Raw genomic sequence first — 14,908 nt, 5'->3', positions numbered from 1 at the left:
GAGAACTTCCCATTGCCGTATGGCAACTGACGGGAGGCAACCTCAGATGTCCGGACGCCTGACCGGGGTTCACACACCCAATCGACGCACCATCCTCGCCACCGGAGCCGCGGCGCTCAGCGCCGCCTTCGTCGGCCTCGCCACCGCGGGAAGCGCCGCGGCGGCGGGCACCCTGCCCGACGGCCTGTTCACCCTCGGAGTGGCCTCCGGCGACCCGCTGCGCGACGGCGTCGTGCTGTGGACCCGCCTGGCACCGGACCCGCTCAACGGCGGAGGCATGCCGGACGCCGCCGTCGACGTGGGCTGGCAGATCGCCGAGGACGACACGTTCAAGCGCGTGGTCCGGCAGGGGCAGACCCAGGCCGTCCCGCAGTTGGGCCACAGCGTCCATGTGGATGTACGCGGCCTGCGCCCCCACCGCGACTACTGGTACCGCTTCCGCGTCGAGGACCAGATCTCCCCGGTCGGCCGCACCCGCACCGCGCCCGGCCTGTTCGCCAACCGGCTGCGTGTGGCGCTGGCCTCCTGCCAGAACTGGCAGCACGGGTACTTCAACGCCTACGCGGACATGGCCGCCCAGGACCCGGACGTGGTCCTGTTCGTCGGCGACTACATCTACGAGAGCGGCCCCTCGTCCACGGCCGTGCGCCGCCACGAGGGCAAGGGCGAGCCGTACTCCCTCGTGCAGTACCGCAACCGCTACGCGCAGTACCGCACCGACCCCGACCTCGCGGCGATGCATGCCGCGGCCCCGTGGATCGTGACCTTCGACGACCACGAGGTGGACAACGACTTCGCCGGGGAGATCCCCCAGGACCCCGACAAGCAGTCCCACGACGCCTTCGTCGCCCGGCTGACCGCCGCCTACCAGGCGTACTACGAGCACATGCCGGTCCGTGCCACGGCGGTGCCCGACGGGCCGCACATCAGGATGCACCGCAGCTTCGACTTCGGGTACCTCGCCCGGCTGCATGTGCTGGACACCCGTCAGTTCCGCAGCGACCAGGCCACCACCGCGGAGGGCGCGCAGGACCCGTCGATGACGATGCTGGGGCAGGACCAGAAGGCCTGGCTGCTCAACGGGCTGCACCGCTCGCACGCGCGCTGGAATCTGATCGCCTCCCAGATCATGATGGCCGAGACGGATCTCCAGGTCGGCCCCGGCAAGCTGTGGTTCTACGACGCCTGGGACGGCTACCAGGTCGAACGCGACGAACTGATGGGGGAGTTCGCCCGCGTCCGCAACCCCGTCGTGATGACCGGGGACCGGCACCTGACGATGATCAGCGACCTCAAGCGCGACTTCGCCGACCCGTCGTCCCAGGTGGTCGGGGCGGAGTTCGTCGGCACCTCGATCACCAGCGGCGGCGACCTGGACGAGGCCGCGTTCAACGCCGAGTGGGACCCGCGCAGGCCCGACAATCCGCACTGGAAACTCGTCGACGGCCACCGCGGCTACCACCTGTTCGACATCGACCACCACTGCGTCGACGCCCAGGTGCGCGCCGTGGAGACCGTGCGCCGGCCCCAGTCGCCGGCGAGCACCGTCTCCCGGCTGCGGGTCCGCAACGGCAAACGGGGCGTCGAGACCGTCTGAACCGCACAGCGTACGCGCGGCCTGAACCACACCGCGTACGCGCGGCGTCCTGCCCGAATCACGCGGACAGCAAGGCCCCCGAGAGCGTTACCCGCTCCCGGGGGCCTGCAAGCGTCGTGCCCGCGGGTGGTTCAGCCCGCCGACGTGACCGACTCCGCGGCGTCGGCGTCCTCGCGCACCTCGACGGCTTCCGGCTCCTCCCGCGGCTGCGGGATCTCCACCAGGTCGCTGTCGTGGATCCCGGCCCGCTCGAGGCGGCCGAGCCGTGCCTCGGCCTTCGCCGAGAGCTCCTTGATCGCCTGCCCGAACCGCACCAGCGACGTCGGCTCGTCCGGGCCGAGCAGGTACTCCTTGAGCGTGCGGCGGTCATGGGCCAGCGGGTCGGACGCGGAGCCGCGCACGGACTCCAGCAGCTCCGGCACACCCGAGGCGTCGGGGGTGAGGATGAACGCGGCCCTGGCCGTGGAGTTCTGGCGCTTGAACTCCTCGGCGCCGAGCCCCGTGGTGTCCGTGATCGCGTACGGCTTCTCGCTCGCGATGAAGTCGGAGACCACGCTGGAGATGTCCGAGACCATCATGTCGCCGCGGTTGAAGCAGTCGTACAGATGCGGCCGGGAGCCGGTGATCACCCGGTGCTCCCACCAGCCGAACGACTTCCAGTAGGCGTCGTTCCACTGTGCCCGCAGCCGCTCCGCCTCGGCGGCGTGCGCGGGGTCCATGACGCCGTCGCGCGACCCCTCCGCCTCGTCGGCGTCCTCCTTGACCGCGGTCTCCAGCTCCGCGAGGCGGGCGGCGATGCGCCGGACCTCGGCGGCGGCGGTGTCCCGCTCAGCGGCGTCGGCGGCGGCCCGCTCACGCCACTGCGGCTCGGCGGAGCGCTCGGCGTTGGCCTGCTCGATCACGGACAGGATCCGCTCGTGGGCGGCCTTGGCCTTCGGGCAGCGCGAACCGGTGAACGGGTGCGGCTTGTACAGCACCCGGACCTCGGGACGGGCCGCGACGAGCTGCTTGACGACGTTCTCCCCAGCGAGGATGAGCGAGGTGTTGCCCGGGTCGTCCGTCCAGCCCTCCCACGTGGGGGCGTACAGCACGGTCGGCATCGGGCCGACGGGCTCGCCGGTCCCCGCCACGATGGCGCCCAGCTGCGGGCGGCCCACCTCGACTATGTCGTCGTCCCGGACACCGACGTCCGCGAGCGCGTACCGGTCGCGGCCGGCGCGCCCCGCCGTCCACACCTCGTCGTACGCCTTGCTGTACGGGTTGACCGAGGCGATCTTGTCGCTGTCGCCGTGGCCGATGAACACGTGCTTCATGCCCGGCTCGCGCAGCATGTGGATGTTCTTGCCCACGTTGGCCGGGTAGAGCGCCACCCGCAGGCTGGTCAGGTCCATGCCCATCAGATGCACCGCGCTCGGCACGCACAGCACCGGAACGGAGGTGGGGGCGAGCTTGGGGACGATGTAGCGCTCGCGCAGGATGACCAGCGGGCGCTCGTCCAGGGCGGCCAGGGTCTCCAGCCACATGTTGGCCTGGTAAGCCGAGGTGCGGGAGCCGGAGAAGTACAGCGCCACCGTGGGCCGGTAACCGCGCAGCCACTCGTCCATGTACTCCAGGACCCGCTCGGTGCGCGCGGGCTTGCGCGAGGAGCGCAGGTACGGCAGCAGGGCGACGGTGAAGGCGGTGCCGAGCGCCACGGTGATCACGGCGCCCACGAGGCCGAAGAGGGTGCGCTCCGTGGCCGCGGTGATGATCAGCCCGGCCACCATCGCCAGGTCGAGGTGCAGCATCTTCTCCGCGGCGCGCCTGGTGAGCAGGCGCGGGGGGGCGCCGGGGATGCGCAGCCCGGACATGTCGATGTTGCGGGTGACCACCGGCAGCCTGCGGCTGTTGCGGATGAGCGTCAGCAGCGCCGCGTGCGGGGCCTGGAGCCCGTAGAAGACCAGGAAGCCGGAGACCCCGAGGTAGAACGCGGCGGTGCCGGAGAAGCCCATCCGCGACAGCAGCAGCACGAGCAGGAGCTCACGCGCGAGGAAGCGGATCGACAGTCCCGCCCTGACGCGGCGCAGGAGCGCCACCATGCGCGAGCCCTGCCGGTGCAGCCACCAGTCGCCCGCGTAGGTCGCGGCCGCGGCGGCGGTGAACAGCCACAGGTTCGGCAGCAGCGCTGCCAGCAGCATGACGGGGAAGCCGAGGAACAGCAGGGCGGCCGCTCCCAGCTCCGAGGTGCTGCCCACCCGGGCCAGTCGGACGGCGGTGGAGATCACTCGGCTTCCCCGTCCACGGAGTCCAGGGCGGCGTGGTCGTTGGCCAGCGCGGCGGTCAGCGCCTCGCTGAAGGAGCGGGCGGAGGCCGAGCCCCGGGTGGGGTCCTGGCGGCGGACGTCGATGACGTGGCCGGTCAGCGAGGACAGCAGGACGTCCAGTGAGGTGCGGGCGACGGCCTCGGAGCTGAGCAGCGAGCCCTCGGGCTCGTTGCCGAACGCCTTGGTGCGCATCGGGGTGCGGGTGCGCTCGGGGTTGACGCAGTTGACCCGGATGCCGTCGGCGGCCCACTCGTCGGCCAGGGCCTGCGTGAGGTTGACCATCGCGGCCTTGGTGGAGGAGTAGAGGCTGTAGTCGCCGCGGCCGCGGGTGTAGCTGCTGGAGGTGTAGAGCAGCAGCTGGCCCTGGGTCTTGGACAGGTACTTGTAGGCGCTGCGGGCCATGTAGACCGGGGCGAGGTAGTTGACCTTGAGGGCTTCCTCGATGACCTCGTCGTCGGTCTCGGCGAGCTTGCCGATGCGCAGGATCCCCGCGGTGTTGACGACGTAGTCGACTCGGCCGGTCTCGCTGTGCGCCTTGGCCAGGGCGGCCTCGACCTGGGCCGGGTCCTCGACGTGGGTGCCGGTGGTGCTGCGGCCGAGGGCGTAGACGGTGGCCCCGTGGCTGCGGGCGAGCTCGGCCACGTCGGCGCCGATGCCGTAGGAGCCGCCGAAGACGACCATCGTCTTTCCGGTGAGGAGCTCGCGGTACGCGGCGTCGTCGGGCTGCGACGGTGCGGTTTGGGAGGCGAGCTGGAAGAGCTTGTCCGCGATGAAGATGTCGACGGGCTGCGTCACCTTCATGTTGTGCTCTTCGCCCTGCACGACGTAGATCGGCACGTCGGGCAGGTACTTGAGGACGACCGAGCAGTCGTCGGTGGCCTGGAAGTGCGGGTCGCCGGCGGCGATGGCGTAGGCCTCGCGGATGGTGGAGAGCTTGAACGCCTGGGGCGTCTGCCCGCGGCGCAGCCGGGAGCGGTCGGGGATCTCGGTGATGAACTCACCGTCCTCCCCGTGGGTGCGGGTGGTGATGATCGTGTCCGCGGAGGGGATCGCCACGTCCACGGCCTGGTACTTCTCCAGGGCGGCGACGCAGTCCGATATGACCCGCTCGGACAGCAGGGGGCGGACGGCGTCGTGGAAGAGGACGTTCATGTCCTCTCCCTCGGCCAGGCCCTCGCCCAGGGTGGTGATGGCGATGGTGGTGGTGTCGTTGCGGGTCGCGCCGCCCTCGAGGACCTTGGTCACCTTGCGCAGGCCGGCCTTGGCGACGATCTGCTCCACCTCGGGCACGTAGCCATGAGCCATCAGTACGATGATCTCGTCGATCTCGGGGCTCTCCTCGAACGCCGAGAGGGTGTGCTCAATGATCGTCTTGCCGGCGATCTTCAGCAGCTGCTTCGGTATCGCCAGGCCGACGCGCTGGCCGGTCCCTCCCGCCAGCACTACGGCCGCGGTGCGGACCCCGGTCTTGTATTCGGGCACAGGACCTGCCTCGACTTCCTTCGGATCGACGATCTTGTTGAGCGACGTTGCGCAACGTGCGCCTGAGAGGGCGCGGGGGCCGCGGCTGCATGTCCACGGTGACGGCCCGGGAAACATCAGGTTATCCACTCGGGCGCGAACTCCTAAACATCCCGTGCCCTCCGTAGGGTTGGACGGTGACAAGCCTCACAAGGTTGCATGGACGATTTGTCCGCCTTGTGGGTCGGGTGGAGCGCCCTCCCGCCGAAGCTGCCGCCACTGTGCACGCCGTCGCACCCCATGTCTTCCACAACTCGCCCTCGCGCGGGGCGTTGGGGGTCGGCGCGCGAGCGGTGAAAGTTACCCATTCTTTACCGCTTCGGGCACGGGCGCCCTGGTCCGGGCGGCCGGGGACGCCGAAGCGCGCCCCGGAGGCCGTCCGGAGCGCGCGCTCGTGCGGCGTCGGTTCAGCCCTGGGCGCGGCCCTGGCCCGCCCCCTCGGGGGCGCCGCCGGGGCCGACTTCGAGGGTGTCCGACGAGTGCGCTTCCCGGACGGTGGACGGGCGGACGCCGAGGGGCCCGCCGCGCTGCTGGGGAACGGCCGAGGCGGCGGCCTCCTGGCGCGCCCTGCGCTCGTCGGCGCGTGCGGCCAGGGCCAGGGCGGCCTGGTTGAAGCGGACCAGCGAACTGGGCTCGGAGGGGCCGAGCAGATGGTGCTTCAGCTCACGCCTTGCCTCGGCGAGGGTGTCGGGGGCCTCACTCCGTACCCGCGCCAGCAGTTCACGCACCCCCGACGCGTCGGGGGTGAGGATCGTGGCGGCCCGCACGGTGGGGAAGGCCGCGCGGAACTCCTCCTCGCCCATCGACGTGGTGTTCGTCACCGCGTAGGGCTTCTCACTGCTGAGGTAGTCCGACACCACGCTGGAGACGTCGCTGATGAGCAGGTGCGCCTGGTTGAAGCACGAGTACAGCGACGGCCGGGGCCCCTTGACGACCTGGTGGCACCACAGGGGCACCGAGTCCCAGTGCGCGGCCTCCCACTCCTGCGCCGCCGCCTCCATCCGCTCCCGCCAGCCGGGCTCGGGACGCCCCTGCAGGGACATGCGCTCCACCTCGTCCGCGCTGCCGCGCGGCGAGGACCTGGCGAGGCGGTCCAGCTCCGTGGTGCACAGGGCCAGGCGCTCGGCCGCCGCGGCGGAGGCCACGGCGCCGTGGTGCCGGGGGTCGGCGGCCCGTGCCGCGTCGGCCGCCTCGATCATGGCCATGATCCGCAGATTGGCGGCGCGAGCCCGGGGGTCGACGGTCCCCGTCATCGGGTGCGGCTTGTAGAGCAGGCGGACCCGGGGGTCGTTCAGGAGCTCGCGGACGATGTTCTCCCCGGCCAGGACGACCGAGGTGTTGCCGGGGTCGTCCGTCCACCCCTCCCAGGTGGGCGCGTACAGCACGGTGGTGAACTCCGCCCCGGGATCCGGCCCGCCCGCGCGGATGGGGGCGAGCTGGGGCCGGCCGACCTCCACCACGTCCTTGTCCTCCACCCCGATGTCGGCGACGGCGTAGCGCTCGCGGGCCGCGGGACCGGCGACCCACACCTCGTCGTACGCCTTGGCGTAGGGGTTGCAGCTGGACAGCTTGTCGCTCTCGCCGTGGTTGGTGAAGGCGTGCTTGATCGACGGGATGCGCAGGACCTGGGAGGTCTTGCCCGAGTTGGCCGGATGGATCAGCACCTTCAGCGACGAGCGCTCCAGCCGCATGAGATGGGCGACCTTGGGGATGCACACGATCGGGACGTCGGTGGCCTCGATCTTCTGCACCATGAAGCGCTCGCGCAGCACGAGCAGCGGCCGGCCGTCGAGCCGGGCCAGCGTGGAGAGCCACATATTGGCCTGGTACGCGGAGCTGGTCCCGCCGGAGAAGTACATGCCCACCGTCGGGCGGTAGCGCTCCACCCAGTCGTCGAGCCACTGGAGCACCTCCTCCTCGCGCGGCGCCCGGCGGCCCGGCAGGAGGTGCCCGGCCAGGACCAGCGCGCCCGTCAGGGCCAGCCCCGCGGACAGGGCGATGCCGGCGGCGCCCAGTGCCGGGTGGTCCGTCACGGCGGTCAGCGCCAGGCCCGTGGTGGCCGGCAGCCCGAACAGCGACAGCCGGTGGTCCGCGCGGCGCAGCAGGACGGCGGGGGGAGCCGGCCGCAGCCGCAGCGCGGAGGTGTCGATATTGCGCGTCACCACGGGCAGCGTCCGGTCGCGGCGCACCAGGATGCTCATCGCCTGGCAGACGAAGTGCAGCGAGTAGAAGCCGAGCAGGCCGCAGAGCAGCGGCAGGCGTACGGCGGTGGTGTCGTGGGTGCCCAGCGCGAGCAGACCCGTGATCAGCAGCAGGTCCCTGAGCAGCTGCCGCACGGTGGTGTCGGCGCGCATCCGGCTCAGGACCGAGGCCAGGGTGCGCCGACGACGCAGCAGATGGAGCTCGGCGACCACGACGGCGGCTGTCGCGCCCACCAGGAGGCGCACATCCGGCAGCAGGGCGCCGACGAGTTCGGCGGCGTAGGCGGTGGGCAGGAGGGCCAGGGCGGTCAGTTGCGGCACTCGGCGCAGAACGGGGCCGACAGGGGGCACAGGCGGGACTCCAAGCGGCTCGGCGACGGGTCGTGCCCGTCCCCGTCCGGGGCTCCCCGCGTATGCGCGACATCTCCCCGAGTGACGGAGGCAGGTATCGGGAGAACGAGCCGAGGGGTGCCGCGGCAATGGATCGGCGACCTGTTTCACGCTCCCGAGCGGATGGGAAATGCGGCCGAATGTGCCCTTGCTCGAATGTAAGGGCGATGTAAGAGAACGGAATTACAGGTAAGAACCATGAAAACAAAGGCAACCATCCGCCGCTCCCCTTGGTCGTGTCAGGTGTGGAAAGTTGATGACACTTGGAGACTTAACATATGACCAGTCCCGATGTGAGTGTGATCGTCGGGGTCTATAACGCCATGCCCTACCTGACACGGTGCCTGGAGTCCGTGGAAGCGCAGACCATCGGCGCCGACCGCATGGAGCTCATCGCGGTGGACGACGGGTCCACCGACGGAAGCGGCGAGGAACTGGACCGCTTCGCAGCCCACTCGAAGATCCCCACCCGGGTGGTCCACCAGGCCAACTCCGGCGGCCCCAGCGCCCCACGCAACACCGGCCTCGAACTGGCCACCGGCCGCTGGGTGTTCTTCCTCGACGCCGACGACTACTTCGGCGACGAGGCCCTCGATCGCCTGGTCGACATGGGCGAGCGCAACGGCACCGACGTCGTGCTCGGCAAGGTCGTCGGGATCAACCGCAGCGCGCCCAAGTCCATGTGGGGCAGGAACCTCGACCGCACCGACGTCTTCTCGTCCAAGGTGAAGTTCACGCTCAGCGCCCAGAAGCTGTTCCGGCGAAGCCTGCTGGTGGAGCACGGCCTGCGCTTCCCCGAGGAGCTCAAGACCGGTGAGGACGCCGTCTTCACGCTGGAGGCGTATCTGAGGGCCGACGGCCTGTCCGTCGTGGCCGACTACGACTGCTACCACCTCGTCGGCCGCGACGACGGCCGGCAGGTCACCAAGAGCGGCAGCTACACCCTGCGCTTCGACTCGGCCGCCGCGCTGATGGACCTCATAGCCAGGTTCGTTCCGCCCGGGGACAAGCGCGACGACCTCATGGTCAGGCCCTTCACCATCACGCTGTCGCCGCAGTTCAAGGTGGGCCTGCTCAAGCAGCCCGAGAAGGCGCAGCGGCACCGCATGGAACTCGCCGAGCCGCTGTTCGACGCCCACTGGAACGACGGGGTGGCCCGAAGACTGAGCGTCGAGGAGCGTCTGCGCCTGCACCTGGTGGCGGCCGGGCGGCTGGACCTGCTCAAGGACGTCCTCGAATTCATCCGGTCCAAGCAGGAGCCGGAGATCGTCCTCGACCACCGGGCGCGCCGGGCCTACCTGGCGTACCCGCACTTCCGGGACCCTTCCGCGGGCATCCCCGACTCCGTCTACGACGCGACCGGGCGGCTCCCGAAGGAGCGGCTGGTCTTCCGGGATTCACCGACCGCCCTGCAGCGCGTCCGCAGAGGGGCCCGAAGGCTCCTGGGGCCGAGGCTGAGCCGCGCCGTGGCCCGGACGATGAGGGCGGTGACCGCCGGTCCCTCCCGGTCCTGAACATGAGCCGCGCAGCCCCGTGCCCCGCCCGGGGAGCCCCGGATTTCCGGCCGGTCGGGCGGGCACAATCCGGCCGGTCGGCGGGCAATCTCCGGCCGGCGGCGGGCCCGCCGTCCGCGCCCGTCGGACGGGAGCCGGCCTCCCTCGTCCCACACCCCGGGCGCCGGAGCGCGGCTCTAGGGCGCTCCCGTAGATTGCACGCAAGGGGCATTCCACCCTTCGGGCGGCCGGGACACCGGCCGGCCGCGCGGCGGAGCGACGATGGGACGGCACGGTGGCAGCGGCGAGGCAGGACGTTGTGGAGGCCCGCAGGGTCGTGGTCAAGGTGGGGTCCTCCTCGCTGACCACGGCGGCGGGCGGGCTCGACGCCGACCGGGTCGACGCGCTGGTCGACGTCCTGGCCAAGGCCCGCGACGGGCAGGCCAAGGAGATAGTGCTGGTCTCCTCCGGCGCCATCGCCGCCGGGCTCGCCCCGCTGGGGCTGGACCGGCGGCCCAAGGACCTGGCCCGGCAGCAGGCGGCGGCGAGCGTGGGGCAGGGGCTCCTGCTGGCCCGCTACACCTCCTCCTTCGCCCGCTACGGCGTACGCGTCGGCCAGGTGCTGCTGACCTCCGACGACGTCAGCCGCCGATCCCACTACCGCAATGCCTACCGGACCCTGGACAAGCTCCTGGCGATGGGGGCGCTGCCCATCGTCAACGAGAACGACACCGTGGCCACCGACGAGATCCGGTTCGGCGACAACGACCGGCTGGCCGCGCTCGTCGCCCACCTCGTCCGCGCCGACCTGCTGGTGCTCCTGTCCGACGTGGACGGCCTGTACGACGGCAATCCCAGCAGTCCGGGCACCTCCAGGATCGACGAGGTCGCGGGCCCCGAGGACCTGCGGGGCGTCTCCGTCGGCAGCACCGGCAAGGGCGGGGTGGGCACCGGAGGCATGGTGACCAAGGTCGAGGCCGCCAGGATCGCCGCGGCGGCCGGCATCCCCGTCGTCCTCACCTCCGCCACCTACGCCGCGGACGCCCTGTCCGGCCGGGTGACCGGAACCCTGTTCCACCGCACCGGACGGCGTTCGGCCGACCGCCTGCTCTGGCTGGCCCACGCCAGCACCCCGCGGGGGGCGCTGCTGCTGGACGAGGGCGCCGTCCGGGCCGTCGTGGAGCGGAGGAAGTCCCTCCTCCCGGCCGGGGTGACCGGACTCGAAGGTGAGTTCTCCGCGGGTGATCCTGTGGACCTTCTTGATGAAAACGGCCACGCCGTGGCCCGCGGGCTGGTCAACTTTGATGCGAAGGAGCTGCCCAGGCTCCTGGGCCGGTCCACGCGGGAGCTGGCTCGCGAGCTGGGCCCGGCGTACGAGCGGGAAGTCGTGCACCGGGACGACCTGGTGGTCCTGCACACCTGAGCCCGGCCGGGGGAAACGGCCTGGCAGCCGCGTCAGCGCACCACACCGTATGAGGAGGCCGCCGGTGAGACGAGGGCGCCCAGGGCCGCCGCCCCGGGGAGCGGCGGAACGAACGCTCGCCAGTGTCGAGAGGCACACGGACGGCAGAGCGGGTGGCGAAGCCGCGTCCGTGGCCGCCCCTGCCTCCCGGCTGCCCCATCCGTCACACGACCGGGGGGCCTGCGCCCAGCCGGGGCCGCGTGCCGTGCCCGACCTCGAGCCGGACCTCGACACCGGCGAGGAGGACGGGGTGGACGCCCCCCGCGAGGCCGAGCAGCCCCGGCTGTGGCACGTCACCCTCAGCGTCTCCGGCGCGGAGGCGCCGCTGTCCGAGGTCAGGCGCGGACTGGAACAGCTCGCCCACGACCATCCGTTCCTCCTCACCAGCCGCTACGCCGACGACCACGCGGAGATCCGCTACTGGGAGGAGGCCCGCGATCTGCACGACGCGGCGGCCATGGCGCTGCGGCTGTGGGGCGAGCACCGCTCGACGGCCAAGCTGCCGCCGTGGGAGATCGTCGGACTCGAGGTGATCGACCGGCAGACCTACCACCAGCGCATCGCCGAGGGGTACGGGCCGCTGCCGGCCACGCCGGTCGGAGTGCACCCCTTCTGAGCGCCGAGCCTCCCGCGGGGCGGCCGCGGGCGCTCACCGGGGTTCTCGGGCCCTCCTTGCGGCATCTCGGCTGGTGAAACTCTCGAGTGACTTGTCCGTCCGGCTCAGTAGGCTGCCCGTTATGAGCAGCGAATCCACTTCACCTGTCATCGACACCGCCCGTCGAGCGAGGGAGGCGGCCGCCGTGCTCGCGCCGCTGCCGCGCACCGCGCGGGACGGCGCGCTGCTCGCTGTCGCCGACGCGCTGGTCGCCCGCGCCCCGGAGATCGTCGAGGCGAACGCCCAGGACGTGGCCAAGGCCCGTGCGAGCGGCACCAGCGAGTCGATCGTCGACCGCCTGACCCTCACCACCGAGCGGATCGAGGCCATCGCCTCGGACGTGCGGGACGTCGTGGCGCTGCCCGACCCGGTGGGCGAGCTGGTCCGCGGCTCGACGCTGCCGAACGGGCTCGAGCTGCGCCAGATCCGGGTGCCCTTCGGAGTCGTCGGGATCATCTACGAGGCCAGGCCGAATGTGACGGTGGACGCCGCCGCCCTGTGCCTGAAGTCGGGCAACGCGGTGCTCCTGCGCGGCTCCTCCTCCGCCTACGCCTCCAACACCGCGCTGGTCGGCGTCCTGCGCGACGCCGTGGCCGAGGCCGGGCTGCCCGCGGACGTCGTCCAGCTCGTCCCCGGCGAGAGCCGGGAGTCGGTGGGTGAGCTGATGCGCGCCCGAGGCCTGGTGGACGTTCTCATCCCCCGCGGCGGAGCCTCGCTGATCCGCACGGTCGTCGAGGAGTCGACCGTGCCGGTGATCGAGACCGGTGTGGGCAACTGCCATGTCTACGTCGACGCCGACGCCGACCTCGACATGGCCGTGCGGATCCTGATCAACGCCAAGGCGTCCCGGCCCAGCGTGTGCAACGCGGCGGAGACCCTGCTGGTGCACGCCGATACCGCCGAGGAGTTCCTGCCGCGGGCGCTGAAGGCCCTGGCCGAGGCGGGAGTGACCGTGCACGGCGACGAGGCCGTCCAGCGCTTCTCCGGTGTCTGCGACGCCACGATCGTGCCCGCCACGGACGAGGACTGGGAGACCGAGTACCTCTCCTACGACATCGCCGCCGCGGTCGTCCCGGACCTGGACGCCGCCGTGCGGCACATCCGCCGCTGGTCCTCCGGCCACTCCGAGGCGATCATCACCCGTTCGCAGCCCGCGGCCCGCCGGTTCACCCAGTTGGTGGATTCCACCACCGTGCTCGTCAATGCCTCGACGCGCTTCACCGACGGCAGCGAGTTCGGATTCGGCGCCGAGATCGGCATCTCCACGCAGAAACTGCACGCCCGCGGCCCCATGGGCCTGCCGGAGCTGACCTCCACGAAGTACGTGGTCACCGGCGACGGGCACATCCGCTAGAGGCCGGGGGCGTGGGGCGGGCACCGGGAGCCGTTGCGGCGCAAGGCCCGCCACCCGATCTGACCGCTTCTATGTCCATGCTCGTGCAGTCGGTAATACGCTGGCAGGGTGCCGGATGATGTGGGGGGTACGCCGTTCTCGGACGGGAGTGACCACGGAGGCGCGGACGACGAGTTCGCAGCCGTGGTGTTCGATGAGGCCTTCATCCGGTCGGCCCGAATACATGAGCCCACGGCGCATGAGCGCATGGTGGCGGCGGCCCAGGCCAGGACGGAGGCCGAGACCCGTACGAGGGTCGGAGGGCCGGAGGACGAGACCGGCGCCGAGGACGGGGACGAGGGCTATCCGGGCGCCTACCGGGACGACGAGTACGGCCCCGACTGGGACGAGGACGACGACCGCTACGAGGAGTCGCCGTACGGTTACCGTCGGGCCCACACGCGCTGGCACCGCACGGTGGCGTGGGTACTGGCCGTCGTCATGGGGGTCGGCGTGGTCCTGCTGACCGTCGCCGCGGTCTACCGGGGGGCATCCGGGGGAAGGCAGCAGCCCGCTCCACCGCCGGGGAACAGCCGGATGGACAGCCCATCGGCCCCTGCCGGACTGCCTGTTGGCGCCGAACCGGTCTCCCCGAGGCCGTGAGGAGGAGCCTGCCGGGCACCGCCGCACCCATGTGGTTCTCACCCCGATGACATGACGTCAGAAGATGTCCGGCCGCCGGGCATTCATGGGCGCGCCCGCGGACTTACCCTGGAGGTATGACCGGGCGTGGAGACCCTCCCGAGGGGGCGCCGGACGGTATCCCCGGAGGTGACGACGAGTACCGATCCGTCGTCTTCGACGAATCGTTTGTGCGGGCTGCGCGGATTCAGGAGTTCTCCGCCACGGAGCGTATGCGCAGCGACGCACGGGCGGTCCGCACCCGCGGCAGGCTGCACGGCTCCGTCTCCCGGCAGGCCTTCGCCCTGATCCTGCTCATCGCGCTGGCCTTCGGCACGGCCGTCTACATGGGCATACGGCACCCCTACCGCCAGCCGGACACGGCCGTCCCCACGCAGGCGACGATGGCCATGATCCCGCTGGCCCCCGCCCGTGGCGGCGAGCCGCCCACGGGGGCGCCCAGGGACCTGTTCAAGAAGGGGCCGGCCTCCCAGTACCGGGTCGGTGCCGACGGGATCGCCCTGCCCGCCGTACGGCGCACGGACCACTTCTCCGTGAGCCAGGTCCTCCAGGCGGCCATGGCGGCCAAGGAGTACCTCGTCGCCTCCTCGATCAACCCCGACGTGCTCATGAGCCGGCAGACCCGGCCGGTGCGCCGGATGCTGGCACCGGAGCAGCAGGCGCAGTTCGACCGCAGCCTGACCCGCCCCGCCGACGACGGGCGGCACGCCGCCACGGGCTGGATGGTGCGCTTCGATCCGGCCAAAGTGAAGCTCGCGGACCAGGGGGTCCGGGTGGATGGCTCCATCCAGGTGCGCGAGACGGACGCCGACTCGCTCCAGGTGACCACCGACCACACCTTCGTCTACGCGGTCGGGTCGGCCAGGGGCGACGGGAAGGCCGACAAGGCGGCCGCGCTGTACACCGTCCGCCGCGAGCTCAGGCTGGGCTTCGACCGCACGGCGCTGCGGGAGTCCCAGCCCGTCCTGCTGGAGTCCTCCTCCGAGGCCGGGCCGCAGCTGTGCTCGGTGGACGCGTCGATGTACTTCCAGCCGGTGCTGCCGGGCACCCTCAAGAGCGGCGGCGACCCGGGCAAGAGCGGCGGGACCGACCCGTTCGACCACGACAAGCCCGTCGGGGCGACCTGCGGGCAGCTGGCGGCGGGCGCCCAGGGCTGACCCGGGCGCCCATGACGTGCCGCTCGTCGGCTCCTCAAGTCCAGCCCGGGGGCGAAACCGTCCGGCCTGGAACCGTCCGGCCTGGAACCGTCCGG

At 71.6% G+C, this 14,908-nt stretch carries 10 protein-coding genes; 7 read left to right on the top strand and 3 right to left on the bottom strand.

Annotation, left to right across the window (positions count from 1 at the left end):
* Nucleotides 1-46 precede the first annotated feature (46 nt).
* Nucleotides 47-1,597 carry an alkaline phosphatase D family protein gene (locus tag IEY86_RS01890; protein ID WP_189129645.1) on the top strand — a complete coding sequence of 517 codons (1,551 nt, stop codon included), beginning with the start codon at nt 47-49 and terminating at the stop codon, nt 1,595-1,597.
* Nucleotides 1,598-1,728: 131 nt separating this feature from the next.
* On the opposite strand, the gene IEY86_RS01885 is transcribed toward IEY86_RS01890, so the two are convergent.
* The 3 genes from IEY86_RS01885 to IEY86_RS01875 all read right to left on the bottom strand — a co-directional run bounded on the left by IEY86_RS01885 (nt 1,729) and on the right by IEY86_RS01875 (nt 7,972).
* A complete protein-coding gene (locus IEY86_RS01885; protein ID WP_229698078.1) occupies nt 1,729-3,861 on the bottom strand; it encodes a CDP-glycerol glycerophosphotransferase family protein in 2,133 nt (710 codons plus the stop codon).
* A complete protein-coding gene (locus tag IEY86_RS01880) occupies nt 3,858-5,381 on the bottom strand; it encodes a bifunctional cytidylyltransferase/SDR family oxidoreductase (protein ID WP_229698077.1) in 1,524 nt (507 codons plus the stop codon). The genes IEY86_RS01885 and IEY86_RS01880 overlap by 4 nt, the downstream gene beginning before the upstream one ends.
* Before the next feature lie 446 nt (nt 5,382-5,827).
* Nucleotides 5,828-7,972 (bottom strand): CDP-glycerol glycerophosphotransferase family protein, encoded by a 2,145-nt coding sequence (locus tag IEY86_RS01875; protein ID WP_189129644.1) that lies wholly within the window; start codon nt 7,970-7,972, stop codon nt 5,828-5,830.
* A 317-nt stretch (nt 7,973-8,289) separates the two neighbouring features.
* On the opposite strand from IEY86_RS01875, the gene IEY86_RS01870 reads away from it, so the two are divergent.
* The 6 genes from IEY86_RS01870 (at nt 8,290) to IEY86_RS01845 (ending at nt 14,813) form a co-directional block, all read left to right on the top strand.
* Nucleotides 8,290-9,525 (top strand): glycosyltransferase family 2 protein, encoded by a 1,236-nt coding sequence (locus tag IEY86_RS01870; protein ID WP_189129643.1) that lies wholly within the window; start codon nt 8,290-8,292, stop codon nt 9,523-9,525.
* A gap of 274 nt (nt 9,526-9,799) precedes the next feature.
* Entirely contained in the window at nt 9,800-10,927 is a 1,128-nt protein-coding gene (gene proB, locus IEY86_RS01865; RefSeq protein ID WP_189129642.1) for a glutamate 5-kinase, read from the top strand.
* Nucleotides 10,928-10,991: 64 nt separating this feature from the next.
* Nucleotides 10,992-11,582: a DUF8830 family protein gene (locus IEY86_RS01860; protein WP_189129641.1), complete on the top strand. Its 591-nt coding sequence runs from the start codon at nt 10,992-10,994 to the stop codon at nt 11,580-11,582.
* 121 nt (nt 11,583-11,703) lie between these two features.
* Nucleotides 11,704-12,975, top strand: a complete 1,272-nt coding sequence (locus tag IEY86_RS01855) for a glutamate-5-semialdehyde dehydrogenase (RefSeq protein ID WP_373286938.1) — start codon at nt 11,704-11,706, stop codon at nt 12,973-12,975.
* 108 nt (nt 12,976-13,083) lie between these two features.
* Nucleotides 13,084-13,617: an SCO2584 family spore wall biosynthesis protein gene (locus IEY86_RS01850; RefSeq protein WP_189129640.1), complete on the top strand. Its 534-nt coding sequence runs from the start codon at nt 13,084-13,086 to the stop codon at nt 13,615-13,617.
* 116 nt (nt 13,618-13,733) lie between these two features.
* Entirely contained in the window at nt 13,734-14,813 is a 1,080-nt protein-coding gene (locus IEY86_RS01845; protein ID WP_189129639.1) for an SCO2583 family membrane protein, read from the top strand.
* The last annotated feature ends 95 nt before the right edge of the window (nt 14,814-14,908 follow it).

The organism is Wenjunlia tyrosinilytica (assembly GCF_014646055.1).
Classification (GTDB): domain Bacteria; phylum Actinomycetota; class Actinomycetes; order Streptomycetales; family Streptomycetaceae; genus Wenjunlia; species Wenjunlia tyrosinilytica.
Note: the sequence above shows the minus strand (reverse complement) of the source record. Positions and strands in the feature narration are given on the sequence as shown.

Excerpts from the sequence above, each read along its gene's own strand:
- IEY86_RS01890 (WP_189129645.1), top strand. The coding sequence starts at position 47 with ATGTCCGGACGCCTGACCGGGGTTCACACACCCAATCGACGCACCATC.
- IEY86_RS01870 (WP_189129643.1), top strand. The coding sequence starts at position 8,290 with ATGACCAGTCCCGATGTGAGTGTGATCGTCGGGGTCTATAACGCCATG.
- IEY86_RS01855 (WP_373286938.1), top strand. The coding sequence starts at position 11,704 with ATGAGCAGCGAATCCACTTCACCTGTCATCGACACCGCCCGTCGAGCG.
- IEY86_RS01845 (WP_189129639.1), top strand. The coding sequence starts at position 13,734 with ATGACCGGGCGTGGAGACCCTCCCGAGGGGGCGCCGGACGGTATCCCC.